The sequence below is a fragment of the Celeribacter sp. SCSIO 80838 genome, from assembly GCF_056498065.1.
Map to the genome: position 1 here is coordinate 1833313 of NZ_JAZKMA010000001.1, position 23911 is coordinate 1857223.

Below are 23911 nucleotides of genomic sequence, written 5' to 3' on the forward strand. Positions count from 1 at the left end.
AGCCTGGGTCCGTCAACGGGGCGTTAACCTTAATCTGATTAAGGTGACTTTGCGGTACAGGCGGGAGCGCCGATGACCGTCAGCGAAGGAGACGCCCCGGCCCGTGTGGCCGAAACCCCTTCCGGTGACGCGACAGTGCCATGAACCGGCGGCCGGGGCGCATTCGGGTTTCCTTTGCTGTGCAAATACTCAGCTGCGCTCAGTCGGCCAAAATTTCATTCACCCAATCGGGCACCACGGTGCTCGCCGGTCCTTCGCGGACCTCGTCGAACCGCCCGCCGGAGGCCTCGAGGTTCAGCTCCATGGTGCGGATACCAAGGCTGCGCGCCATCTGGCTGAAACCGGCCGCCGGGTAGACGACACCCGACGTGCCGATCGAGACAAAGAGATCGCTGTCCTTGAGCGCGTCCTGAATGGTGTCCATGTGATAGGGGACTTCCCCGAACCAGACGATGTCGGGCCGGGTCGCGAGTGTGCCACAGGCGGGGCAGGGGTCTTCGACATCCATCACCATCGGGGCCGCCCAGCGATGACCGCAGGCGGCGCACAGGGCATCCTTGAGCGCGCCGTGCATATGGATCACGTCTCGCGCCCCGCCGCGTTCCAGCAGATCGTCGACGTTTTGGGTCACGAGATAGACCGGGGCATCGTATTCGGATTGGAGCCGCGCGAGTGCCCGGTGGGCGGGATTCGGTGCGGCCTTGGCCGCCTGCTCCCGGCGCATGTTGTAAAAGCGCTGAACCAGCTTAGGATCACGGGCGAAGGCTTCGGGGGTCGCGACATCCTCGACCCGGTGATCTTCCCAAAGCCCGTCTTCGGCCCGAAACGTCTTCAGCCCGCTTTCCGCCGAAAGCCCCGCGCCGGACAAGATGAAAATGCCGCCTGTCATCACGCTCTCCTTTTGGTCCACCTTGCCTTGCGCTGCGTCACACGACAAGGGTAGCGTGCGGCCAAAGGAGATCCCATGCAGAAAATCCTCTTCGTTTGTCTCGGCAATATCTGTCGTTCACCCTCGGCCGAGGCGGTCTTTGCCAGCAAGGCGCAGGCGGCGCGCTATCCGGTGATCGTGGACAGTGCCGGGACGGGCAACTGGCATGTCGGCGAGCCGCCTTATGGTCCGATGCAGAGGGCGGCGTCCAAGCGAGGGTATGATCTGTCTGCGTTGCGGGCGCGTCAGATCACCGCGTCGGATTTCGACGGGTTCGATCTGATCGTCGCGATGGATGAGGCGAACCTGCGCGATATCGAGCGGCTGCGGCCTTCGGCGTCTGAGACGCCTGTGGCCCTGATGATGTCTTATGCGCCGGAGACCGGGGAGAGAGCTGTGCCCGATCCCTATTACACCCGTGATTTCGATGAGGCGCTCAATCTGATCGAGGCGGCGGCAAATGGGCTTTTGGCCTCTCTCACAAATTGAGCCAGCGAAAGGCTCGTTTCAGCTCCTCTGTGCCGTTCTCGGCATACCATCGCCCGTGGCTCAGGATCACGCGCTCGGGTTGCCATGAGATGACCTCCCGGATCACCTCGCGCGCTTTGCCCTTGTTGCGGAACGTGGCGCGCATATCCAACGGGGCCTTGCCGTCCGGGGCGAGAATACCGGCAAAGCGCATCAGGAAAGCTTTCACTTTTCCAACCTTTTCCGCTTCGAAATTCTCGATCAGATCGGTCAGAATGAGGGTTTTCGAACTTTTGTGGAAAAACACCACCTCGTGCAGAAACTTGTGACCTTTGACCACACGCTGGCAAATGTCGCTCGCGTAGCCTTCGGGGGCCGCGTCGGTGAGCACCTCATGCGGCGGCACCGGGACGTTGAATTTCTTGGCACGTTCTGCCACGCCGGGCGCGGCATAGACCTCCGCTTTCTGGAAGCGTTTCGCCCAAGCGTTCAGAGAGACGTAATGGATCGGATTTGGCGCGATCAGCCAGCCGATGGGGCCGAGAGCGGCCATCTCACCTAAGAGGGCTTCGTCAAGCGCGATCGGAGAATGCGCCCAAAGCTTGCCCGCCACCCGGATGACGGTCATCCGGGTCGGGAAGTTCATGCCGTAAAACGCAACGGGAGGCCCGTCAGCGAGCCAGATTTCCGGGGCGACCGGTTTCAGAGTATTGAGCGGCAGGTAGAGCCCGCGCGCTTTCTTCCTCAAGGTTTCTTATCCGCAATATTGCGCGGCGGCCTGTCCGAAGGCTTTGTAACGCAACCAGAATTCTTCGTGCGAGCGGTTGTCCGACTGACGAATGTCCTGCGCTTTCTGCGGGTCTTTGAAGAACTTTGCCGCCTGCCGCTGGTCGCTGTTCGACAGCGTCATGTCGGCGACCTGTTGAATGCAGCCGCAGAGCGCGCGGTTGTTCGCGGCCCGGTCGGAGGCCATACAGGCCCGCTCGATCGTATCGGCACTGGCCGGGATCGGCGACAAAAGGGCGGTCGCGGTGGTTGCAATGGCGGCGAATGCCAGAAGGGATTTTTTCATGTCTCTGCCTCTCTCAACATACGCGCCCGTCTGGGATCATGGTGTGATCTGGCTTGGATGCCGCAGGCTGCGCTGATGTGAATATGCAGGACAAGATGCCTGAGTCTGTCGCGCGTGGCAATCACGGAGTTTCAGGTACAGCAGAGATGAGCGGGGGCGTGCCGAGGTCTGCTCGGGCCTTACAACAGCCCGCGCCAGATCATGACGCCGAGCACCAGCCCGAGGGTGACGAGGAGGGCGAAGGCGATGCTTGCGATCAGATCGAGAAAGCGGTTCTTGCGTCGGGTTTTCACATCTTGTCTCTCAAGGAAATATCTCAATTCCTTGAAGGCTTTATCGACCTTTTTGTGGTCGACCTGTTGGGCCAGTTTCGGGTGGGCCTCAAGTGCGATCGCTTCGATGATCACGGCGGATTTCCGGCGCGCCCAGCGGGGCAGGCGGCGACCGGCTTGTTTCACCTTGGCCTCGAACCCTTCGCCCAGACGCACGCCGAGACGGTCGCGCATCAGCGTGGCAAGCTCTTCGGATCTGTGCGTCACGGAATGGTCCATGGCGCAGATTTAAGCCCTTTGCCGCGCCGCGCCAAGGCGCTATCTCTGGGTCATGCTCAATACCATCTTCACCGGTCAACCGACCGACCGCGCACCCCTTCTGATCGTCCATGGCCTGTTCGGCTCCGCCCGCAACTGGGGCGTGATCTCGAAACGTCTTTCGGATCAAAGACTTGTCGTATCCGTCGATCAACGTAATCACGGCGAAAGCCCGCGGTTTGCGACCCAGAGTTATGAGGATATGGCCTCCGATCTGGCCGAGGTGCTTGAGCCGATTGTTGCCGAACACGGGCCGCTGCATGTCATGGGGCATTCGATGGGCGGCAAGGCGGTGATGGTGCTGGCACTCATGCGCCCCGAATTGATCAAGTCCTTGATTGTCGCGGATATTTCGCCCGTGGCCTACAGTCACGACAATACGCCGCTGATTGACGCGATGCGCAAGATCGACCTCTCGACGGTAGAGAAACGGTCGGATGCCGACCGGCAGTTGGCGCATGACGTTCTGGACCCGGGCGTGCGGGCGTTTTTGCTGCAAAGCCTTGTGGTGAAAGAAAAAAAATGGCTCCTGAATCTCGATGTTCTGGAGGCCGAGATGACGAAGATCGTCGGATTTCCGGAGGTCAGCGGGACCTATGAGGGGCCGGTGTTTTTCCTCTCGGGCGGCGAAAGCACCTATGTCGAGCGCGGCCATAGGGATCGCTCCAAGACCTTGTTTCCACATGCAAAATTCGCGTCCATCCCCGGCACGGGCCATTGGCTCCATGCCGAGAAACCGCGCGAGTTCGAGGCGGCGTTGCGCGCCTGGATGGAGGCGGTGGACGCGAAGGGCTGAGCGTCAGGCGAATTCTTCCATGATCTTCTTGGCGATGTACCAAGTGATTGGAAGCGCAGCGACAAATCCGATGGCGGCGGAGACCAGAATGGGTTTCAGCGTGTCCTGACCCATGGTCAGGGCGACCACGACAGCGGTCCCCATCAGGGTTGTGGAAATGAGCGAAAACAGGATGCCGGCGAGTCTGTTCATTGGTTGGGTCCTTGATGGCGTTGCATTCATTCGCGCGAATGTGACGATAAGGTGATTCAACAATGTCGCTTTGATCGGCGTCAAATCCACCGTCGGCAAAGCGTCTGACATGTGTCGGACTTTTGTCGGGCACGTCCTGAGCATGGCGGGGGCCGCAGACCGCGCCGGAAACGGTTGAGCCGCCTCCGCTCTGTCGCTACAAAATCCCCGAACATGCGCCTTGGGAGACAAAGATGAAACGTGTGATGTTGATCGGACTGACGCTTTGCGCGCTCGCCGCCTGCGAAACCATCGAAGGCGCGGGCAAGGACATCTCGAAAGCCGGTCAGGCGATCTCGAGCGCCAGCCGCGACGTGCAGTCGAGCATGTGAGCGGGAACTCTCACGGCCCGTGCTGCGTTACTCTCTCGAATGCAATGCAAGGAGAGTGACATGAAACGCGTGATGATTTTGGGTGCCGTGCTGTTGTCTTTGGCCGCCTGTGAGACCATCGAAGGGGCGGGGCAGGATATTTCCAAGGCGGGCTCTGCGATTTCTCAGGAGAGCCGTGAGGTGCAGAGTGAGATGTGAGGTCGCGGCGTCTCTGAAAGGCTCCGGTGGAGCCTTTCAGCCGCAGACGCGCGGGCACATTTGCTCGTGACAGTTTATGGGCGTGGATTTGGACGGCCTGAGCGGGGCGTCTTTTAGGGAAGCCCTGCTATACTGGAAGCCATGGATCGTATGGAACTTATCAGCTATTCGCTTTTTTGACCGTTCTTATACACTCTTGCTCGTCTCTGCGCCTCGAGCATTTTACGATCAAACTCTGATGTAAACTTGGTAGGCCAAATTAAACGGTATATTTGGGCCATTGCAAACGCAGTAGGAAAGCAATGAAGTAGTGAGGAAGCGCGCTCTTCGGTATGTCCCAGCAGCTGAATTTGATATTGCTCGATATCAAAAATAGTTGTGACATCCTGCACACGAGCCAACATGAAAACGTTTGGGTGCGCACCAAAATCAATCATAAAATCAAGGGCAGTGGAGAGCTTCGCTTCTAAATCCGCATTGACGCTTCTCAACTCACTCTTAGCTTTTGCAATTGGCGAGCTTTTGCCTCCCTTACGGAGTTTTTTCTTTTTTAAAACATCACTTTCTCTTTCAAGCCAATCGTCTTCAAAATCTTTGTCTTTACTAGCAAGAAATGAATATAGTGCGCACTCAATTGCATGTCGCAGAATTGCTGGGACCTGAGCAACGGCTCCCGCCATGCTCAGCGCGACAGCAATGCGCCAACTCCCGAAACCAATCTGAAATAACTGCGCCGAAGTTAAATGTTCATTTTGATGGAGTGTGTTTGCACAGGCACTCAATACATCATCTAGTAAACCAATGAACTCTGGCGGCGTATTTTTAACGTTGTGGCTAATTTTATTTAGATATTGATCTAACGTACTTGGGGTCGATGTCATCCGTACATTTCTCCGACCAACTCAACATCACATCTGGCGTCCCAAAAGACACCAGCGCTCTCACACTTATTCCCTGCGGGAAAAGTGTTGTCGCGCCAGTGCCTTGCTGACTTTTGCGGGCAAGCCCGAAAAAGTCAGTTATCCATTTTAAGCGCGTTGATAAACGCTTCCTGCGGGATTTCCACTTTCCCGAACTGGCGCATCTTCTTCTTACCCGCCTTCTGCTTTTCCAGAAGTTTCTTCTTCCGGGTGGCGTCGCCGCCGTAGCATTTCGCGGTCACGTCTTTGCGCAGCGCGGACAGGGTTTCGCGGGCGATCACCTTGCCGCCGATGGCCGCCTGGATCGGGATTTTGAACATATGGCGGGGGATCAGCTCCTTGAGCTTTTCGCACATCGCCCGGCCGCGTTGTTCGGCGCGGTCGCGGTGGACCATCATCGACAGCGCGTCGACCGGTTCGTCGTTCACCAGCACCTGCATTTTCACGAGATTGTCCTCGCGATACTCGGTGAACTGGTAATCGAAGGAGGCGTAACCTTTCGTTACCGATTTCAGCCTATCGTAGAAGTCGAACACAACTTCGTTGAGCGGGAGGTCATACACCACCATCGCGCGCGGACCGGCATAGGTCAGGTCGAGCTGGATGCCGCGGCGGTCCTGACAGAGTTTGAGCACGTCGCCGAGATATTCGTCGGGCACGAGGATCGTCGCTTTGATGCGCGGCTCCTCGATATGGTCGACATAGGTCAGATCGGGCATGTCGGCGGGGTTGTGCAGTTCCTCGACCGAGCCGTCCTTCATGTGGATCTTATAGACCACGGAGGGGGCGGTGGTGATCAAATCGAGGTCGTATTCGCGCTCAAGACGGTCGCGGATCACTTCGAGGTGCAAAAGCCCGAGGAAGCCGCAGCGGAAGCCAAAGCCCAGAGCGGCAGAGGTTTCCATTTCGGAGCTGAACGAGGCGTCGTTCAGTTGCAGTTTCTCGATGGCGTCGCGCAGGGCGTCGAAATCGTTGGCGTCGACCGGGAAGAGGCCGCAGAACACCACCGGGATCGAGGGTTTGAAGCCCGGCAGCGGCGCGGCGCAGGGTTTCTTGTCATGGGTGACGGTATCGCCCACTTTGGTGTCGCGCACCTGTTTGATCGAGGCGGTGAACACGCCGATCTCGCCGGGACCAAGCGCCGCGATGTCGACCATCTGCGGCTTGAGGACCGAGAGCTTGTCGATTTTGTAGGTCGCGCCGGTCTGCATCATCTTGATCTGGTCGCCCTTCTTGATCGTGCCGTCGATGACACGGATCATGACGACGACGCCGAGGTAGCTGTCGTACCAGCTGTCGACCAGCATGGCCTTGAGCGGCGCGGTGACGTCGCCCTTGGGGGCGGGGAGGCGGTGGACGATGGCCTCCAGAACGTCGGGGATGCCGAGGCCGGTTTTGGCGGAAATCTCGACGGCCTCTGAGGCGTCGATGCCGATGACGTCCTCGATCTGTTCCTTGACGCGCTCGGGCTCGGCGGCGGGCAGGTCGATCTTGTTGAGGACCGGGACGATTTCGTGGTTGGCGTCGATGGCCTGATAGACGTTGGCAAGCGTCTGCGCCTCGACGCCCTGGGTGGCGTCGACGACGAGGAGCGAGCCTTCGACGGCCTGCATCGAGCGGCTGACCTCATAGGCGAAGTCGACGTGGCCGGGGGTATCGATCAGGTTGAGAATATAGGTCTCGCCATCCTTGGCCGGATATTCGATCCGCACGGAGTTGGCCTTGATCGTGATGCCGCGCTCGCGCTCGATGTCCATGGAGTCCAACATCTGCGCCTGCATATCGCGCTCGGCCACGGTGCCGGTGAGCTGGATCAGCCGGTCGGCAAGGGTCGATTTCCCGTGGTCGATATGGGCCACGATGGAGAAATTGCGGATGTTTTTCAGCTCGGTCATGAGAGGCCTCAGCGGATGAAGGTTTGGCTGAGTTCTATGCGGGGAAAGGGGGGGAATGTCTAGACCGATTGCAGAAGACAGACCCAAGGACACATATTGCGCGCCTCCCCTGCGCGTCCGACTTGCAATCGCGGCGGAGACGCAGAACAGTAAGCCCCATAGTGGGGATGGATTTGATGCCGCGTGAATTTGAAAGTACGATGGGTTTCCTAGCATGGGCTAAGGCCTGGTGCAAAGAACAGAGCATCGAAATCAACTGCACATTTGCCGCGCGGAATGCTGCGTTCGTTCTTCCAAACATCCATGGAGGACGCCCCCCAAAGTTCACCGGATTTTCGTTTGATCTCATTCTTCTTCGCGCGATTCTTATACCCTTGGTGCGCGGGATATATGTCAGCAAAAAATTGAAGATTTACGCAAACTCCGCCGTTCTTTCCGCCCACTCCGCGCGTATCGCCGCCGCCTCTTTAGCCTCCCGCTCCACCCACTCCGCTCATGCCGCCGCCCTCACAGTTGTAACATCTAACACTGGAGAAACCGCTGCACACCACTCGGCCTCACAAACCATCAGTTTTGACCTTGCCGAAACTCTTGACGCCGTCGGCATCTCCGGCATCTCCGTTCGTCCACTTTGGGGCACTGCTGAAATACCCGATGACATCAAAGCAAACTGGGAAGGCCTCCGCAAAGAATGGGAAGCCGACCCCGCGATGGCATTCTGGATCGACTGGTATGACGGGTTGCTCGAAGGCCGCACACCCGACTGGGAGCTTTGGCGCGAGATTGCGCTGATCGCAGATCAGATCTGGGAAGCTGGTCCCAAGGCGGTGGCCGAAGAAATCGAAAAGATCCAAGCTAATCTCCTCGCCAAACGTGCCCCTCTCGCGGAAGAGATGGTCTTCGACCAAGATCAACGCACTTTCACAACCGTTCCCATAGAGATCGACACCCCCGATCTCTTTCGTGTTTCACTGGAGCGCTCCGAATTCGCCTATTCCCTCGCCATCGGCGGCAATGGGTTGAGCGAGGCTTGTTACGAGGCCAAAATCCTCAGTCACACGTTCAAAACCTGCCGCGACGATCCGCAGACGGTTGAGATGAATTTCATGCAGGTGGCGGGGAGCCTCAAGCGGCATGTGGAATGCCATGAATACCCCGACAGTCCGGAAATCACCGGGTTGGCGGACACGCTGTTCCAAGCGGCACTGGATATTCGCGCGACGCATCCGGCGGTCAAAGAGGCGCGCGAGAAACGGGCGCAGGCTGCGCTTCATGAAGCGACACCGGAGCAGAAAGAAGCGCTTGCCGATGCGCTTCCCATTCTGAAAGCGATCTCTGACGACAAGCTCGCCGAAGAATTCGAGCTGGATTTCGGACAAGTGTTGAATTCGTCGGCGGGGCCGGTGCCAAACACTGCGCCCAAACTGCCCGGAGCCGACGCCACACACAGGATCGGCAATCGCGTGGCGAAAATGAGCTTGCTGACGAAGTCATCGGACGTTGCGAAAGCGCTTGATGGCAGCGGAGGCTATAAAGCGCTCACGATCAGTATGACGCTGCACACGCTGGTCGGGATCATCTTGCGATTGCTGGGCGGCTAGTCTCTCATTCCCCCAACAAAAAAGGGGCCCGAAGGCCCCTCTAAATCTCTCACACTCGCCTAACCCTTACAGGTTCGGGTAGAGCGGGAATTTTTCGCACAGCGCTTCGACCTCGGCTTTCACCTTGGCTTCGACCTCGGCGTTGTGCTCTTCGCCGTTGGCGGCCAGCCCGTCGACCACTTCGACGATCCAGTCGGCGATCTGGCGGAATTCGGCTTCACCGAAGCCGCGGGTGGTGCCGGCGGGCGTGCCGAGGCGGACGCCGGAGGTGACCATCGGCGGTTCCGGGTCGAACGGGATGCCATTTTTGTTGCAGGTGATGTGGGCGCGTTCGAGGGCTTTCTCGGTCGCGTTGCCCTTCACGCCTTTGGGGCGCAGGTCGACGAGCAGGACGTGGGTGTCGGTGCCGCCGGTGACGATGTCGAGCCCGCCTTTCATGAGCTGGTCGGAGAGCGCCTGAGCGTTCTTCACCACCTGTTCGGCGTAGGTCTTGAACTCGGGACGCAGCGCCTCGCCAAAGGCCACGGCTTTCGCGGCGATGACGTGCATCAGCGGGCCGCCCTGAATGCCGGGGAAGATGGCGGAGTTGACCTTTTTGGCGATCTCGACGTCATTCGTCAGGATCATGCCGCCGCGCGGACCGCGGAGCGTCTTGTGGGTCGTGGTGGTCGCCACATCGGCATAGGGGAAGGGCGACGGGTGCGCGCCACCGGCGACGAGACCGGCGAAGTGGGCCATGTCGACCATCAGGAGCGCGCCGACTTCATCGGCGATCTCACGGAATTTCGCAAAGTCGATCTGACGCGGAATGGCGGAGCCCCCGGCGACGATCAGCTTGGGTTTGTGCTCAAGCGCCAGATCGCGGACCTGATCGTAATCGAGGCGCTGATCCTGTTGACGCACACCGTACTGAATGGCGTTGAACCATTTGCCGGACTGGTTGACGGAAGCGCCGTGGGTCAGGTGGCCACCGGAGGCGAGGTTCATCCCGAGGATGGTGTCGCCCGGTTGCAGAAGGGCGTTGTAAACCCCTTGGTTCGCCTGAGAGCCGGAGTTCGGCTGGACGTTGACGTATTTGACGTCGAAGAGTTCCTTGGCGCGGTCACGGGCGAGGTTTTCGGCGATGTCGACGAATTCGCAGCCACCGTAGTAGCGGCGGCCCGGATAGCCTTCGGCGTATTTGTTGGTGAGGACGGAGCCCTGGGCTTCCATCACGGCGGCGGAGACGATGTTTTCGGAAGCGATCAGCTCGATCTCGTGGCGCTGGCGGCCGAGCTCTTTGGTGATGCTGTCGAACAGCTCGGGGTCGCGGGAGGCGAGGGCCTCGGTGAAGAAACCGGAATCGCGGACATTGGCCGTCATGCTATGCTCCTTGGCAGGATGGGAGTGTCGCGCGCTTCTTATCCATTCTGTGACCATTGGAAAACCCTTTGTCGGTGCATAATCATCATGAATTCGGGGGAGATTGTGTGTCCGAGCGGGGCGGATGTTTCCGATCCGCCTCCTTTGGTGCGTCTCGGTGGCGACGGATGTGCGGACAAAGCGCCGGGGGCTTGCGTGCAACACCGCAGGAATTCAGGTGAAATCCCCGGCGGGCTTTGCTACTGAGGGCGCAAACATGTCGTTTCAAGAGGCCCCCGAGATGGTCAAGATCGCCTTTGCCGCCAGTGACGCCCAGCTCGCGCAATCCGCATTGGCGCGTCTGACGGCGCGCTATGCGTCGGTGCCGGTCGAGGAGGCGGATGTGATCGTGGCGCTGGGCGGCGACGGGTTCATGTTGCAGACGCTGCACGGGACGATGCAGCTCGACACGCCGGTCTATGGCATGAATTGCGGCACCATCGGGTTTCTGATGAACGAGTTTCGCGAGGACGATCTTGTCGGGCGGCTGTCCGAGGCGGAGGAAGAGGTGATCAACCCGCTCTCCATGGTCGCGGGCGGCGAGGACGGACAGGTTCAGCGCGCGCTGGCGATCAACGAAGTGTCGCTGTTGCGGGCGGGGCCACAGGCGGCCAAGCTGCGTGTGTCGATCGATGGCAAAATCCGGATGGAGGAGCTGGTCTGCGACGGGGTGCTGGTGTCGACGCCTGCGGGGTCGACGGCCTATAACTATTCCGCGCGTGGGCCGATCCTGCCCATCGGGTCTGACGTTCTGGCGCTGACCGCGATGGCGGCGTTTCGGCCCCGGCGCTGGCGCGGTGCACTTTTGCCGAGCACGGCGATGGTGCGGTTCGACGTGCTGGAGGCCGAAAAGCGCCCGGTGATGGCCGATGCCGACAGCCGCCATGCGGGCAATGTGCTTTGGGTCGAGATCGCCTCCGAACCGAAGATCAAACACCGTATTCTCTTCGACCCCGGTCACGGGCTCGAAGAGCGGTTGCTGCGCGAACAGTTCGTGTGAGAATAACGCGTCTGAGCGGGGTCAGAAGTCGCGTTTGCTGCGCACCGGTTTGCCCCAGCCATCGAGCTTGCGGTAGAGCGTCGAGGGCGAGACCCCGAGTGCGCGCGCCGCGGCAGGAATCGAGCCACCCTCTTTCTGGATCGCGTGCTCGATGGCCCGGCGTTCGATTTCGGCCAGGGTCTGGCCGTCGAACGGATTGAGGCGCGCGGGGGTAAAGGTGGGGGGCGGGCTTTGCGAGCCGTCCTCTGGCGTATGCGGATTGCGCAGATAGGGCGGCAGGTCGGCGATTTCGACCACGGGACCGTCGTGCAGGATTGCGATGTTCCACAACACGTTCATCAGTTCGCGCAGGTTGCCGGGCCAGTTGTGATCGAGGAAGATCGCCTTCACGCCGGTCGAGAGCATGCGGAAGGGGCGGCCTTCACGGGCACAGAGCCGGTCGAGTTCGGTCTCGGCAATCTCCACCACATCCATGCCACGGCCGCGGAGCGGCGGCAGATGCAGATGCACCACGTTCAGCCGGTAGAACAGATCGGCGCGGAAGCGACCGGCGGTCACTTCGGCACGGGGATCGGTGGTGGAGGTGCAGATCAGGCGAAAGTTCACGGGCCGGGCGGTGAGGCCGCCCAGAGGCGTGACCGAGCCGCTTTGCAGGATGCCCAGAAGCCGGGCCTGCATCGGCAGGGAGAGAGCGCAGATCTCGTCGAGCAGGAGCGTGCCGTTCCGGGCCCGCTCGACGGCGCCGGGCTTGTCCTCGCCATCGGTCCGGCCGTCCGGCCTGCCGTCGAGTTGGACGATCTCGCCGATCAGCTCGGCCTCGATCCGGTCGGGAGCGGCGGTGGAACAGTCGAGCTTGATAAAGTTGCCGTTCTGAAAGCCGGAGCGGGCGTGAATGGTTTCGGCGGCGCGGACCTTGCCGGTGCCGCTTTCGCCGGTGATGAACACCGGGGCGGCGGCGCCTGCGACGGCGTTGATCGTGTCGAACACGTCGCGCATCACCTCGGACGAGCCGATATGGCCGTCGAAGGCGGTGCTGTCCCCGCGCAGATCGTGGTCCTGCTGGCCGATGCTGCGCCCGCTTTCGGCATTGGCGATGGTCAGCAGCAATTGCTCTGGATCGAGCGGTTTCACCAGAAAGTCGATTGCGCCGCTGCGCATCGCGGTGACGGCACGGTCGACGGAGGCGAAGGCGGTGACGGCAATCGGTTTGAGCGCGGGCAAATGGGTTTTCAGCTCGGCGATCAGGTCGATGCCGTTGCCATCGGGGAGGACAATGTCGATCAGCGCCAGTTCCGGATGGTGAGCGAGGGCTTTCTCTCGGGCTTCGATCCGGTTGCGGGCCGTGATGACCCGGTAATCCGCCGCTTCGAGCGTGGCGGAAAACAGGGCCAGATGGGTCTCGACATCGTCAACGATCAGAATGGGTTTTCGTGACATGCTCGTGTGTTTCGCTATCTATGATGGAATGAATTGCAGTCTTAATATTCAGGACAGTTTGTCTGAGTTGGCCGAGGACCGCAATAATTTCCGTACGTCCCGCCGTGGTGGCCCGCTCGGAAAGAGCGTGGGCGATTTGCCGGGCGTCTTCGTGACAGGCCGAGGCGAACAACCCTGACAGGGTATGGGTGCAGCGGGACAGCTCGGCGCGGGGGCCTGCGCCGACAGCGGCGCGGGCGGCGGCAAAGGCGGCTTCGAGATACTGATCCAGATCCGCGGCCACCTGACGAAGCAGCTTTTGCCGCGTGTCCTCGGGAAGATGCCGCACCATTTTACGCAGGCAGGCCTCGGTGGTGTCCGGTCTGTCCCCGGCGGCACCCTGTCCGTGCGTGAGCGGCGCGTTCAACGCGTCGCTCTGCGGTTGGTGGCGGGACGCGAACGGGGCGTGCGCGGGATGGTCGCTTTTCAGGTGCAGGGCGTGCAGGAGGCTGTTGACGATGTCCTTGCGCGAGGAAACGGGTTTGCAGAGCACCGCATCGGCGCCGCTGTTGCGGATGGAGAGGATATTGTCGTCGAACACATGCGAGGTGACGGCGATCACCGGCGGCACCGGGATGTCGCGGCTGCGCAGAAGCGAGAGCACCTGACGGCCCGACAGAAGCGGCAGTTCGATGTCGAGGAAGACGATGTCGAAGTCGCTGTTGCGCGTGCTCAGGAGATGCAGGGCGGCGGCGCCGTCCGGGGCCTCGACGACACGGAGGCCGAAGGTTTCGAGAGTGTGTCGCAGATGCAGGCGCAGGGCGGCGCTGTCCTCGACGAGGAGCGCGGTCAGACCGGAGGGCAGCGCCGGGATCAGGTCCCTGCCAGATTCGGTGGGCAGGGCAAGTTCGGCGAGGGGCAGGCTGAGGCAGGCTTCGGCGCCGCCGTCGGGCGGGTTGTGCAGGGTGAGCTGGCCGCCGAGCTGGCGGGTGGCTTCGCAGGCGATCCGAAGCCCGAAACCGGAGCCGGGTTCGCCGGAGCCGATGGGCAGCGGTTTGGGGCCGACGCTGGCGAGCACCTCGGCGGGAAAACCGGGACCGGCGTCGCGAATGCGCACCAGCAATTCTTCGCGCGGGCCCTGACCGGAGCGGGAGATGTCGATGGAGATCGGACCGGGACCGGCATGATGCAGGGCGTTGGAGACCAGATTGGAGAGCGCGCGTTCGAAGGAGAGCATGTCGAAGGCGGCGGTTTCCGGCATATGCGCTTCGCCATGGAGCAAGAGATGCGAGCCGAGCTGTTCGGTGATGCCACGCCAGCGCTGCACCAGACCGGCGAGGCTGCGGCGCGGGGTGCTGATGAGGGTGGGGTAGGGGCGGTCCTGATGGTTGTGGAACAGGGCACCGGACACCTCGTCGAGAAGCCGTCCGAGATGTGCCCCGGCGTGGGACAGGCGGCTCAGTTCCTCGCGGAGGGTGGGGGAGACATGGGCGCTTTCGCCCAAGGTGTTGAGCGCGGTTTGCAGTTCGGAATAGGTGGCGCGGATGTCATGAGCGAGCAGCGAAAGGCGTCCTGCGTCTTCGATGAGAAGAGAGTAGCTTTGCAGATCGCTTTGTTTCAAGTCTGACCCCTTAAAGAATGGTCCCTACATAAGCGACAAAAACGCGGCCGACTGGGCCGCGTTTCATGCCCGGTGCATCGGTTGTTTATAAATTCTTAACCAACCTTGCGCCGAGGAACAGAGCTTTTTGATTAAAACTTACTCTTTTGCATAGCCAAGCCCCTGAAGCGCCACCTTAATCTCGTCCAGAATGGCCGGGTCGTCGATTGTCGCGGGCATTTTGAACGGCTGGCTGTCGGCGATTTTCACCATGGTGCCGCGCAGGATCTTGCCCGAGCGGGTTTTCGGCAGACGGTCGACGACGCAGGCGAGTTTGAAGGCCGCAACCGGGCCGATCTCGTTGCGGACGTCGCGCACGACCTCCTTGACGATGTCCGCATGGTCGCGCGTACAGCCCGCGTTCAGGCACAGGAAGCCGAGCGGCATCTGGCCCTTGAGCTCGTCGGCCACACCGATCACCGCACATTCGGCGACATCGGGATGGTTCGACAGAACCTCTTCCATCGCGCCGGTCGAGAGACGGTGCCCGGCGACGTTGATGACGTCATCGGTGCGGGCCATGATGTAGACATAGCCGTCCTCGTCCTTGATCCCCGCGTCGCCGGTCTCATAGTAGCCCGGGAAGGTGGTGAGATAGCTTTTCTTGTAGCGGTCTTCGGCATTCCACAGGGTTTGCAAGGTGCCCGGGGGCAGCGGCAGCTTGATCGCGATGGCGCCGAGTTCACCGGGGGCAACCGGATGACCGGCCTCGTCGAGAATGTCGATGTCGTAGCCCGGCATGGCGACGGAGGGCGAGCCGATCTTGACCGGAAGCTCCTCGATCCCCAGCGGGTTGGCGGCGATGGCCCAGCCGGTTTCGGTCTGCCACCAGTGGTCGATCACCGGCACGCCGAATTTTTCCTGCGCCCATTTGATCGTGTCCGGGTCGGCACGTTCGCCCGCGAGAAAGATCGCCTGCAAATCGTGCAGCTTGTAGCGCTTGATGAACTCGCCGTTCGGGTCCTCGCGCTTGATCGCGCGGAGCGCGGTCGGGGCGGTGAAGAAGGATTTGACCCGCTGGTTCTGGATGATGCGCCAGAACACACCGGCATGCGGCGTGCCGACGGGTTTGCCCTCGAACACGATGGTCTGCGCGCCCTTGATCAGCGGCGCATAGCAGATGTAGCTGTGGCCCACGACCCAACCCACGTCGGAGGCGGCCCAGAACCGGTCGCCGACGTCGATGTTGTAGATGTTCTTCATCGTCCAGTTCAGCGCCACGAGATGGCCGCCGGTGGAGCGCACCACGCCTTTCGGCGCGCCGGTGGTGCCGGAGGTATAGAGGATATAGGCCGGGTGGTTGCCCTCGACCGGCACGCATTCCGCCGGTTTCACGCCGTACTGGAAGCCGTGCCAGTTGAAATCCCGGCCCTCAATCAGTTTGGCAACCTCTTGTTCACGCTGGAAGATCACGCAAAACTCGGGCTTGTGATCGGCCATGTCGATGGCCTGATCCAGAAGCGGTTTGTAATGCACCACGCGGTTCGGTTCGAGACCGCTCGACGCGGCGATGATCGCCTTGGGCGTGCAGTCGTCGATCCGCACGGCGAGTTCATGGGCGGCAAAGCCCCCGAACACCACGGAGTGGATCGCGCCGATCCGGGCACAGGCCAGCATGGCCTCGAGCGCCTCCGGGATCATCGGCATGTAGATGATGACGCGGTCGCCCTTTTCGACGCCGCGCATCTTGAGCGCACCGGCGAGCGAAGAGACGCGTTTTTGCAGATCCTTGTAGGTGATGCCCTTGGTCGCGTGGGTGATCGGGCTTTCGTGCATGATCGCCAGCTCGTCGCCGCGCCCGGCTTCCACATGGCGGTCCACCGCGTTGTAGCAGGTGTTGGTCAACCCGTCGGAGAACCACTCGTAGATCGGGGCCTTGTCGTCGAAAAGCGCCTTCGAGGGTTTCTTGTACCAGTGAACCTCTTCTGCGGCCTCCATCCAGAATTTCTCCGGATCCGCTTTCCAGGCGTCGTAAACGTCTTTGTATGCCACTCGCTGCGTCCTCCTCGCTGGTCTGGCGTCAATGGCTTGACCCGTAACACCGCATAGGTTTCGGCAAATTTGCGAATTTACTTATGGGGTGACGCAGGGTCAAACGCGCGGGGGCTGGCCCGCTCGGTAGTCTTGTTATCAGACGCGGTTGTGAATGTTTATATAAATTTCGCAAACAAATTCAAAAATGTAGTTTGCAAACTTTGCTGTTTTATATGGGTGTTGCAAACGGAAAGGCCCCCGCAGTTTCCTGCGAGGGCCATGATTTCAGAGGGTTGGCCACTCAGCCGTAATGCGCCACCGGCGTGCCTGCGATGGCGGACATGTTGAGCAAACCGCGCGAGGTGATCGAGGGGGTCACGATATGCGCCCGGTTGGCCATGCCCATCAGGAGCGGGCCGACTTCGAGCCCGCCGCCCTTGGTCTTGAGAATGTTGCGCACGCCGGAGGCCGCATCCGCGATGGCGAAGACCAGCGCATTGGCCGGACCCTGAAGGCGCGAGTGCGGGAAATTGCGGTCGCGCAGATCGGGGGTGAGCGCGCTGTCGATATGCATCTCGCCCTCATAGGCAAAGTCACGCGGCTCGCTGTCGAGGATCTCCATGGCCTCACGCATATGCCGCCCGGTCATGCAGTTGAGGTTGCCGAATTCGGAATGCGAGCAGAGCGCGATGTTCGGCTCGATGCCGAAGCGGCGCACATGGCGGGCGGTGGCGATTACGGTTTCGGCGATCTGTTTCGGTGTCGGTTCGGTGTGGACATGGGTGTCGGAGATGAACAGCGGCCCGTCTTCGAGGATCATCAGCGACAGCGCGCCGATCGGCTGATGTTCCTTGGTGCCGAGAATCTGGGTCACGTAGTTGAGGTGCCACAGGTACTGACCGAAGGTGCCGCAGATCATGCTGTCGGCGTGATCTTGTTGGACCATGATGGCGCCGATGGCCGTGGTGTTGGTGCGCATGATCGCCTTGGCGAGATCCGGGGTGATCCCTTTGCGCGCCATGATGTTGTAATAGGCCTGCCAGTATTGCTTGTAGCGGCTGTCGTTTTCCGGGTTCACCACCTCGAAATCGATGCCGGGACGGATTTTGACGCCCGCGCGTTCGGCCCGCATGGCGATGACCTCCGGGCGACCGATCAGGATCGGCTTGTCGGTGGTTTCCTCGATCATGCCTTGAGCGGCACGCAGCACGCGTTCGTCTTCGCCCTCGGCAAAGGCAATGCGGCGCTCGGCGTGCGAGGCGGCGGCAAAGACCGGGCGCATGATCAGCGCGGATTTGAACACCGAGCCGTCGAGCGCGTCCTTATAGGCCTTCATGTCGGCGACGGGTTTGGTCGCAACCCCGCTTTCCATCGCGGCCTTGGCCACGGCGGTGGCGACCACGCCCATGAGGCGCGGATCGAAGGGTTTCGGGATCAGGTAATCCGCGCCGAATTCCATGCGCTCGTCCTGATAGGCGGCGGCGGCCTCCGCACTTGTCGTGGCGCGGGCCAGCGCCGCGATCCCTTCGATACAGCCCAACTGCATCGCGTCGTTGATCTCGGTTGCGCCCACGTCGAGCGCGCCGCGGAAAATGAAGGGGAAACAGAGCACGTTGTTGACCTGGTTCGGATAATCCGAGCGACCGGTGGCGATGATCGCATCGGGGGCGACCTTTTTCACCTGATCCGGCATGATCTCCGGCGTCGGGTTGGCGAGCGCGAAGATGATCGGCTGTTTCGCCATCTTCTTGACCATCTCGGGTTTCAGGACGCCCGGACCGGACAGGCCGAGGAACATATCCGCGCCTTCGATCACCTCGTCGAGGGTCCGAAGATCGGTCTTTTGCGCGAAGGCGGCCTTTTGCGGCGTCATCTCTTCTTCGCGGCCCTCATAAACGAGGCCTGCAATGTCGCAGAGCCAGACGTTTTCGCGTTTGAGGCCGAGTTTCAGAAGCATGTTGAGGCAGGCGATGCCAGCTGCGCCGCCGCCGGTGGACACCACCTTGATGTCTTCGAATTTCTTGCCGGAGATTTGCATCGCGTTGGTCGCAGCCGCGCCGACGACGATGGCCGTGCCGTGTTGGTCGTCGTGGAACACGGGGATGTTCATCTTCTCGCGACAGAGTTGTTCAACGATAAAGCAATCCGGCGCTTTGATGTCTTCGAGGTTGATCGCGCCGAAGGTCGGCTCCAGCGAACAGACGATTTCGGCCAGTTTCACCGGGTCGCTTTCGTTCACTTCGATGTCGAAACAATCGATGTTGGCGAATTTCTTGAAGAGCACGGCCTTGCCCTCCATCACCGGTTTCGAGGCGGCGGCCCCGATATTGCCGAGGCCCAGAACGGCGGTGCCGTTGGTGACCACGGCGACGAGGTTGCCGCGCGCGGTAAACCGCGAGGCATTGGCCGGATCGTCCTTGATTTCAAGGCAGGCCTCGGCCACGCCGGGGCTATAGGCGCGGGCCAGATCGCGGCCGTTGGCCATCGGTTTGGTGGCGCGGATCTCAAGCTTCCCGGGCTTCGGGAACTCGTGGTAATCCAATGCGGCCTGCTTCAGGTTGGTCGTGCGGCTTTCCGTCGGCATGGGGCTCTCCCTGTTGCTTGCGGGCGCATCCGGCAGGTAGTTTAGTGCTGAACTAAATCTGCGACCTGACGTCACATCCCGGTTTACCTTGCCTCTACGCCCCGGAAGGGGCGGCGCGCAAGGGGAGAATGGCGGCAATCTTGCAGAGCGAGCCGGTATTCGGGCAAATCTTTGCCGGTTCTGTGCACAAACGCGCCTTGCGCCCGCCGCAAGGGTGCGGATTGTCGAGATCCCGGCGCATCTTGCTTGCATCCGCTTTCGCCCCGGCGCAGTCTTGACCAAACCGTCAAAAATGAGGTGTTCCATGTCTCTTCTCGATGAGGCCGCAAAGGCGCAGCCGAACGCATATGCTCCCTATTCGAAGTTCCGGGTGGGGGCCGCGATCCGGACGGCTTCGGGTGCGATCTATACCGGGGTGAATGTCGAAAACGCGGCCTATCCGGAAGGCACCTGCGCCGAGGCCGGGGCCATCGCGGCCATGGTTCTGGGCGGAGAGACGGAGATTGCCGAAGTGGCGGTGATCGGCGACAGCGACGATCCCGTGCCGCCCTGTGGCGGGTGCCGCCAGAAGATCCGCGAATTTGCGGGGCCGGATGTGAAGGTGACGATGATGTCGCGCACGGGCAAGGAATTGACCATGACGGTGGGGGAGCTGTTGCCGGGCGCTTTCACCCCGGATCACATGGGGTGATATGATGGACGCCCGCCAGATCATCGAGAAATTGCGCGATCATCGCCCGCTCAACGAGGCGGAACTGACGCTGTTCGCGCAAGGGTTGGCCAGCGGTGCCGTGACAGATGCGCAGGCCGGGGCCTTTGCCATGGCGGCGCTTTTGAACGGCATGGCGGATGCGGAGCGCGTTGCCTGGACGCTGGCGATGCGCGACAGCGGCGAGGTGATGCATTGGGACCTGCCTGCGCCCGCCATCGACAAACATTCGACCGGCGGCGTGGGGGATTGCGTGTCGCTTTTGCTCGCTCCCGCCTTGGCCGCGCTGGGCGCCTATGTGCCGATGGTCTCGGGGCGGGGCCTCGGGCACACGGGCGGCACGCTCGACAAGCTCGAAGCCATTCCGGGGCTCAAAACCGAAGTCACCGACGCACGGTTCCACCAGATCGTCGAACAGGTCGGCTGCGCCATCGTCTCGGCCACCGGTTCCATCGCCCCCGCCGACAAGCGGCTCTACGCGATCCGCGACGTCACCGGGACGGTCGAAAGCATCGACCTGATCACCGCCTCGATCCTGTCGAAGAAACTCGCAGCCGGGCTTGAGGCCTTGGTGCTCGATGTCAAATGCGGTTCCGGCGCGTTCATGAAAACGGCGGAAGACGCCCGCGCTCTGGCACAGAGCCTTGTGACAACGGCGAATGGCGCGGGGTGCAAAACCTCAGCGCTGATCACCGATATGAACCAGCCTTTGTGCCCGTCTTTGGGCAATGCGCTTGAGGTCATGGTGGTGATGGAGGCGCTGACCAATGGCGAGGTGGACAACATCCTCTGCGATGCGACCTGTGCGCTGGGCGGGGAGTTGATGGTGCTTTGCGGGCTGTCGGACGACATCGATCAGGCGACATGGGCGGTGCGCGACACGCTGACCGATGGGTCTGCTGCCGAGCGCTTTGGACGGATGATCACGGACCTCGGCGGGCCTGCGGATTTCGTCGATCATTGGCGGGATCGTTTGCCGTCGGCACCGGTTGTGCGCGATGTCGTGGCGGAAGCGCCGGGCTATGCGGCGCAGATGGATGGGCATGCTTTGGGTATGGCGGTGGTGCATCTGGGCGGCGGGCGTCTGAAAGGCGGCGAGAAAATCGACCCGGCGGTGGGGCTTTCCAATGTCTGCATGATCGGGGAATATCTCGATGAAGACAGCCTGATCGCGACGATCCATGCGCGGTCTGTCGAGGATGCGGATCGGGCAGAGGCCACGATCCGGGCGGCGATCCGTCTGGGGCAGGAGACCCCGGTGGAGCCGCCTTTGGTGTATGAGAAGGTGACGGGATAAGCCATGACGCGTGCGTTTCTGATCGTGATGGATTCCGTGGGGCTGGGCGGTGCGCCTGACGCGGACAAGTTTTTCAACGGCGAGCGGCCCGACACCGGTGCCAACACCATCGCGCATATTGCACAGGCCTGTGCCGAGGGGCGCGCCGAAGACGGGCGGTCCGGGCCGTTGCGCCTGCCGAACCTCGACGCTTTGGGGCTGGGTGCAGCTATGGCGCATGCGACCTCCGATCCTGCGCCGGGATTGGAAGCGATGCCGGAGGGGCTTTATGGCGTGGCCGCCGAAATCTCTCCGGGCAAGGATACGCCTTCGGGGCATTGGGAATTGGCCGGAGTGCCGGTGCCGTGGGACTGGCATTATTTTCCCGATGAACAACCGTCTTTTCCGCAGGATGTGATGGATCTGGCGGCAAAGCTCTGTGGGGCAGGGGGGACGCTGGCGAATTGTCACGCGTCGGGCACTGAGGTGATCAAGAAATTCGGTGCGCAGCACATCGAGACCGGTTGGCCGATTTGCTACACCTCTGCGGATTCTGTGTTTCAAATCGCGGCCCATGAGGAGCATTTCGGGCTGGAGCGGCTGTTGAAGCTCTGTCAGGACCTCGCGCCGACGCTGCATGCGATGAAGATCGGGCGCGTGATCGCCCGGCCCTTTATCGGGACGGTTGAAGAGGGCTTTACCCGCACCGGCAACCGTCACGACTATGCCATCGCGCCGCCCGCGCCGACGATTTGCGACTGGGCGAAATCTGCCGGGCGCGCGACCTATGCCGTTGGCAAGATTGGCGATATTTTCTCGATGCAGGGCTTGGACGAAGTCCGCAAGGGCACGGATAAAGTGCTCTTCGATCATCTCTGCGATGTGATGGAGGAGGCACCGGACGGATCCTTCACCTTCGCCAATTTCGTCGAATTCGACAGTCTCTATGGCCACCGTCGCGATGTCTCCGGCTATGCCCGCCATCTCGAATGGTTCGACGCCCAGATGCCGCGGCTGTTTGAGCGCGCGCGCGAGGGCGATCTTTTGATTTTCACCGCCGATCATGGCAACGATCCGACTTGGAGCGGCACGGACCACACCCGCGAACAGGTGCCGGTTCTGGGCTATGGTCTCGGCCTCAAACCCATTGGTCCCGTGGCCTTTTCCGATGTGGCGGCCTCGCTGGCCGAGCACCTCGGGATCGAGGCGCAGGGGCCCGGACGGAGTTTCCTATGACTGTATCTGATATGCCGAAAATCGAGCTGCACATGCATCTCGAAGGTGCCGCGCCGCCCGCGTTCATTCGCGGCTTGGCGGCGGAGCAAAAGGTCGATCTCTCGGGCATTTTCGACGAGAAAGGTGCCTATAAATACAAAGACTTCTGGGATTTCCTCAAAGTCTATGAGGCCGCCACCTCGGTTTTGAAGACGCCTAAGGATTACTACCGCCTGACCCGCGCCGTGTTGGAAGAAAGCGCGGCGTCGAATGTGATCTATACCGAAAGCTTTCTGGCCCCCGATTTCTGCGGGGGCGGCGATGTCGAGGCGTGGAAGGATTACCTTGCTGCGATCAAACAGGCCGCCGACGAGATGGAGCGCGAGGCGGGCATCGTCATGCGCGCGATCCCGACCTGTGTGCGCCATTTCGGGCCGGATCAGGCCAAGAAAACCGCGCTGTGTGCGCAGGAAACGAAGGGCGATTTCGTCACCGGCTTTGGCATGGGCGGCGACGAGGCCATGGGCAAGCAGGGCGATTTCAAATACGCCTTCGACATGGCGCGCGAGGCGGGGCTGCGCCTGACGACGCACGCGGGCGAATGGGGCGGGCCGGAGAGCATCCGCGACGCCATTCGCGACCTCAAAGTCGAGCGGATCGGCCATGGTGTGCGCGCCATCGAGGATCTAGCGCTCGTGGATGAGATCGCCGAGGCGGGGATCGTTCTGGAAGTCTGCCCGGGGTCGAATATCGCGCTTCAGGTCTTCCCGAGATGGTCCGATCACCCGATTGCCGAGCTGCGCAAACGCGGCGTGAAAGTCACCGTGTCGACCGACGATCCGCCGTTCTTCCATTCCACCATGCGCTACGAATTCGACCGCCTTGCCGAGACCTTCGGCTGGGAGGAGGACGATTTCAAAGACTTGAACAAGACCGCGCTCGATGCGGCTTTTTGCGATGAGGCGACCCGCAAGGCGGTCGCAAAGAAACTGGAGCCTGCCGATGCTTGACCATCTGACCGTTGTGAAACACCCGCTTGTCCAGCACAAGCTGACCATCATGCGCGACAAGGAGACCTCGACCGCCGGGTTCCGGCAATTGCTGCGCGAGATTTCCCTGCTGCTGGCCTATGAGGTCACCCGCGAACTGGACATGACCGAAAAGACCATCGAGACGCCGATGCAGACCATGCAGGCGCCGACGCTCGACGGCAAGAAGCTCGCCCTGATCTCGATCCTGCGGGCCGGGAACGGGCTGCTCGACGGCATTCTCGAACTGATCCCCTCGGCGCGCGTCGGCTTTGTCGGGCTCTACCGCGACGAGGAAACGCTTGAGCCGGTCGAATATTATTTCAAAGTGCCCGAGGACCTTGGCGACCGCCTTGTGATTGCCGTCGATCCGATGCTGGCGACCGGGAATTCCTCGGTGGCGGCGATTGACAAGCTGAAAGCGGCCGGGGCGAAAAACATCCGTTTCCTCTGCCTTCTGGCCGCGCCCGAGGGTGTGAAGCGGATGGAAGAGGCCCATCCGGATGTGCCGATCGTCACAGCGGCTGTGGATGAAAAGCTCAATGAGCATGGATATATTGTACCCGGGCTAGGGGATGCGGGTGACCGCATGTTCGGTACAAAATAAGCGATTTCCC

23 protein-coding genes are annotated in these 23911 nt (G+C 61.2%); 11 read left to right on the forward strand and 12 right to left on the reverse strand.

Annotated features, from left to right (window positions below; genetic code table 11):
• Positions 1 to 199 precede the first annotated feature (199 nt).
• Positions 200 to 889, reverse strand: a complete 690-nt coding sequence (locus tag V1475_RS09200) for an NAD-dependent deacylase (RefSeq protein WP_479412509.1) — start codon at positions 887 to 889, stop codon at positions 200 to 202.
• 75 nt (positions 890 to 964) lie between these two features.
• Here V1475_RS09200 and V1475_RS09205 point away from each other — a divergent pair, with 75 nt between their 5' ends.
• Positions 965 to 1417 (forward strand): low molecular weight protein-tyrosine-phosphatase, encoded by a 453-nt coding sequence (locus V1475_RS09205; RefSeq protein ID WP_479412510.1) that lies wholly within the window; start codon positions 965 to 967, stop codon positions 1415 to 1417.
• On the opposite strand, the gene V1475_RS09210 is transcribed toward V1475_RS09205, so the two are convergent.
• The 3 genes from V1475_RS09210 to V1475_RS09220 all read right to left on the reverse strand — a co-directional run bounded on the left by V1475_RS09210 (position 1407) and on the right by V1475_RS09220 (position 3007).
• Entirely contained in the window at positions 1407 to 2144 is a 738-nt protein-coding gene (locus V1475_RS09210; RefSeq protein WP_479412511.1) for a DUF4336 domain-containing protein, read from the reverse strand. The two genes, V1475_RS09205 and V1475_RS09210, sit on opposite strands and share 11 nt — an antisense overlap.
• A gap of 6 nt (positions 2145 to 2150) precedes the next feature.
• Positions 2151 to 2468: a hypothetical protein gene (locus tag V1475_RS09215; RefSeq protein ID WP_479412512.1), complete on the reverse strand. Its 318-nt coding sequence runs from the start codon at positions 2466 to 2468 to the stop codon at positions 2151 to 2153.
• Positions 2469 to 2647: 179 nt separating this feature from the next.
• Positions 2648 to 3007, reverse strand: a complete 360-nt coding sequence (locus V1475_RS09220; protein WP_479412513.1) for a hypothetical protein — start codon at positions 3005 to 3007, stop codon at positions 2648 to 2650.
• 64 nt (positions 3008 to 3071) lie between these two features.
• Here V1475_RS09220 and V1475_RS09225 point away from each other — a divergent pair, with 64 nt between their 5' ends.
• Positions 3072 to 3854, forward strand: coding sequence for an alpha/beta fold hydrolase (locus V1475_RS09225; protein ID WP_096806878.1), 783 nt, complete (start codon positions 3072 to 3074; stop codon positions 3852 to 3854).
• Positions 3855 to 3857: 3 nt separating this feature from the next.
• On the opposite strand, the gene V1475_RS09230 is transcribed toward V1475_RS09225, so the two are convergent.
• A complete protein-coding gene (locus tag V1475_RS09230) occupies positions 3858 to 4046 on the reverse strand; it encodes a CTP synthetase (protein WP_479412514.1) in 189 nt (62 codons plus the stop codon).
• Positions 4047 to 4279: 233 nt separating this feature from the next.
• On the opposite strand from V1475_RS09230, the gene V1475_RS09235 reads away from it, so the two are divergent.
• Positions 4280 to 4417: an entericidin A/B family lipoprotein gene (locus V1475_RS09235; RefSeq protein WP_066710507.1), complete on the forward strand. Its 138-nt coding sequence runs from the start codon at positions 4280 to 4282 to the stop codon at positions 4415 to 4417.
• Between the two features lie 60 nt (positions 4418 to 4477).
• Complete coding sequence (locus V1475_RS09240; protein ID WP_066710510.1) at positions 4478 to 4615, forward strand: entericidin A/B family lipoprotein; 138 nt, start codon at positions 4478 to 4480, stop codon at positions 4613 to 4615.
• A 164-nt stretch (positions 4616 to 4779) separates the two neighbouring features.
• On the opposite strand, the gene V1475_RS09245 is transcribed toward V1475_RS09240, so the two are convergent.
• Together V1475_RS09245 and lepA are read right to left on the reverse strand one after the other, a co-directional pair.
• Positions 4780 to 5496 (reverse strand): hypothetical protein, encoded by a 717-nt coding sequence (locus V1475_RS09245; protein WP_479412515.1) that lies wholly within the window; start codon positions 5494 to 5496, stop codon positions 4780 to 4782.
• 134 nt (positions 5497 to 5630) lie between these two features.
• Positions 5631 to 7430 (reverse strand): translation elongation factor 4, encoded by a 1800-nt coding sequence (lepA, locus tag V1475_RS09250; protein ID WP_479412516.1) that lies wholly within the window; start codon positions 7428 to 7430, stop codon positions 5631 to 5633.
• A 167-nt stretch (positions 7431 to 7597) separates the two neighbouring features.
• On the opposite strand from lepA, the gene V1475_RS09255 reads away from it, so the two are divergent.
• On the forward strand, positions 7598 to 9031 hold the full coding sequence (locus V1475_RS09255) for a hypothetical protein (RefSeq protein ID WP_479412517.1): 1434 nt from the start codon (positions 7598 to 7600) through the stop codon (positions 9029 to 9031).
• 66 nt (positions 9032 to 9097) lie between these two features.
• Here the strand turns inward: V1475_RS09255 and glyA are convergent, their stop codons facing one another.
• Positions 9098 to 10393: a serine hydroxymethyltransferase gene (gene glyA / locus V1475_RS09260; protein WP_479412518.1), complete on the reverse strand. Its 1296-nt coding sequence runs from the start codon at positions 10391 to 10393 to the stop codon at positions 9098 to 9100.
• Positions 10394 to 10649: 256 nt separating this feature from the next.
• Here glyA and V1475_RS09265 point away from each other — a divergent pair, with 256 nt between their 5' ends.
• On the forward strand, positions 10650 to 11432 hold the full coding sequence (locus V1475_RS09265; RefSeq protein ID WP_479412519.1) for an NAD kinase: 783 nt from the start codon (positions 10650 to 10652) through the stop codon (positions 11430 to 11432).
• Between the two features lie 21 nt (positions 11433 to 11453).
• On the opposite strand, the gene V1475_RS09270 is transcribed toward V1475_RS09265, so the two are convergent.
• The 4 genes from V1475_RS09270 to V1475_RS09285 form a co-directional block, all read right to left on the reverse strand.
• Entirely contained in the window at positions 11454 to 12869 is a 1416-nt protein-coding gene (locus V1475_RS09270) for a sigma-54-dependent transcriptional regulator (RefSeq protein ID WP_479412520.1), read from the reverse strand.
• Positions 12841 to 14469, reverse strand: coding sequence for a hybrid sensor histidine kinase/response regulator (locus tag V1475_RS09275; RefSeq protein ID WP_479412521.1), 1629 nt, complete (start codon positions 14467 to 14469; stop codon positions 12841 to 12843). The genes V1475_RS09270 and V1475_RS09275 overlap by 29 nt, the downstream gene beginning before the upstream one ends.
• A 138-nt stretch (positions 14470 to 14607) precedes the next feature.
• Positions 14608 to 16500, reverse strand: coding sequence for an AMP-binding protein (locus tag V1475_RS09280; protein ID WP_479412522.1), 1893 nt, complete (start codon positions 16498 to 16500; stop codon positions 14608 to 14610).
• Positions 16501 to 16783: 283 nt separating this feature from the next.
• On the reverse strand, positions 16784 to 19066 hold the full coding sequence (locus tag V1475_RS09285) for an NADP-dependent malic enzyme (RefSeq protein WP_479412523.1): 2283 nt from the start codon (positions 19064 to 19066) through the stop codon (positions 16784 to 16786).
• A gap of 304 nt (positions 19067 to 19370) precedes the next feature.
• On the opposite strand from V1475_RS09285, the gene V1475_RS09290 reads away from it, so the two are divergent.
• The 5 genes from V1475_RS09290 to upp are packed head-to-tail and all read left to right on the forward strand — an operon-like array spanning position 19371 to position 23901.
• Positions 19371 to 19757, forward strand: a complete 387-nt coding sequence (locus V1475_RS09290) for a cytidine deaminase (RefSeq protein ID WP_479412524.1) — start codon at positions 19371 to 19373, stop codon at positions 19755 to 19757.
• Between the two features lie 4 nt (positions 19758 to 19761).
• Positions 19762 to 21072: a thymidine phosphorylase gene (locus V1475_RS09295; protein ID WP_479413963.1), complete on the forward strand. Its 1311-nt coding sequence runs from the start codon at positions 19762 to 19764 to the stop codon at positions 21070 to 21072.
• Between the two features lie 3 nt (positions 21073 to 21075).
• Positions 21076 to 22287: a phosphopentomutase gene (locus tag V1475_RS09300; protein WP_479412525.1), complete on the forward strand. Its 1212-nt coding sequence runs from the start codon at positions 21076 to 21078 to the stop codon at positions 22285 to 22287.
• Complete coding sequence (locus tag V1475_RS09305; protein WP_479412526.1) at positions 22284 to 23276, forward strand: adenosine deaminase; 993 nt, start codon at positions 22284 to 22286, stop codon at positions 23274 to 23276. The genes V1475_RS09300 and V1475_RS09305 overlap by 4 nt, the downstream gene beginning before the upstream one ends.
• Positions 23269 to 23901, forward strand: coding sequence for a uracil phosphoribosyltransferase (gene upp, locus V1475_RS09310; protein WP_479412527.1), 633 nt, complete (start codon positions 23269 to 23271; stop codon positions 23899 to 23901). The genes V1475_RS09305 and upp overlap by 8 nt, the downstream gene beginning before the upstream one ends.
• Positions 23902 to 23911: the final 10 nt, after the last annotated feature.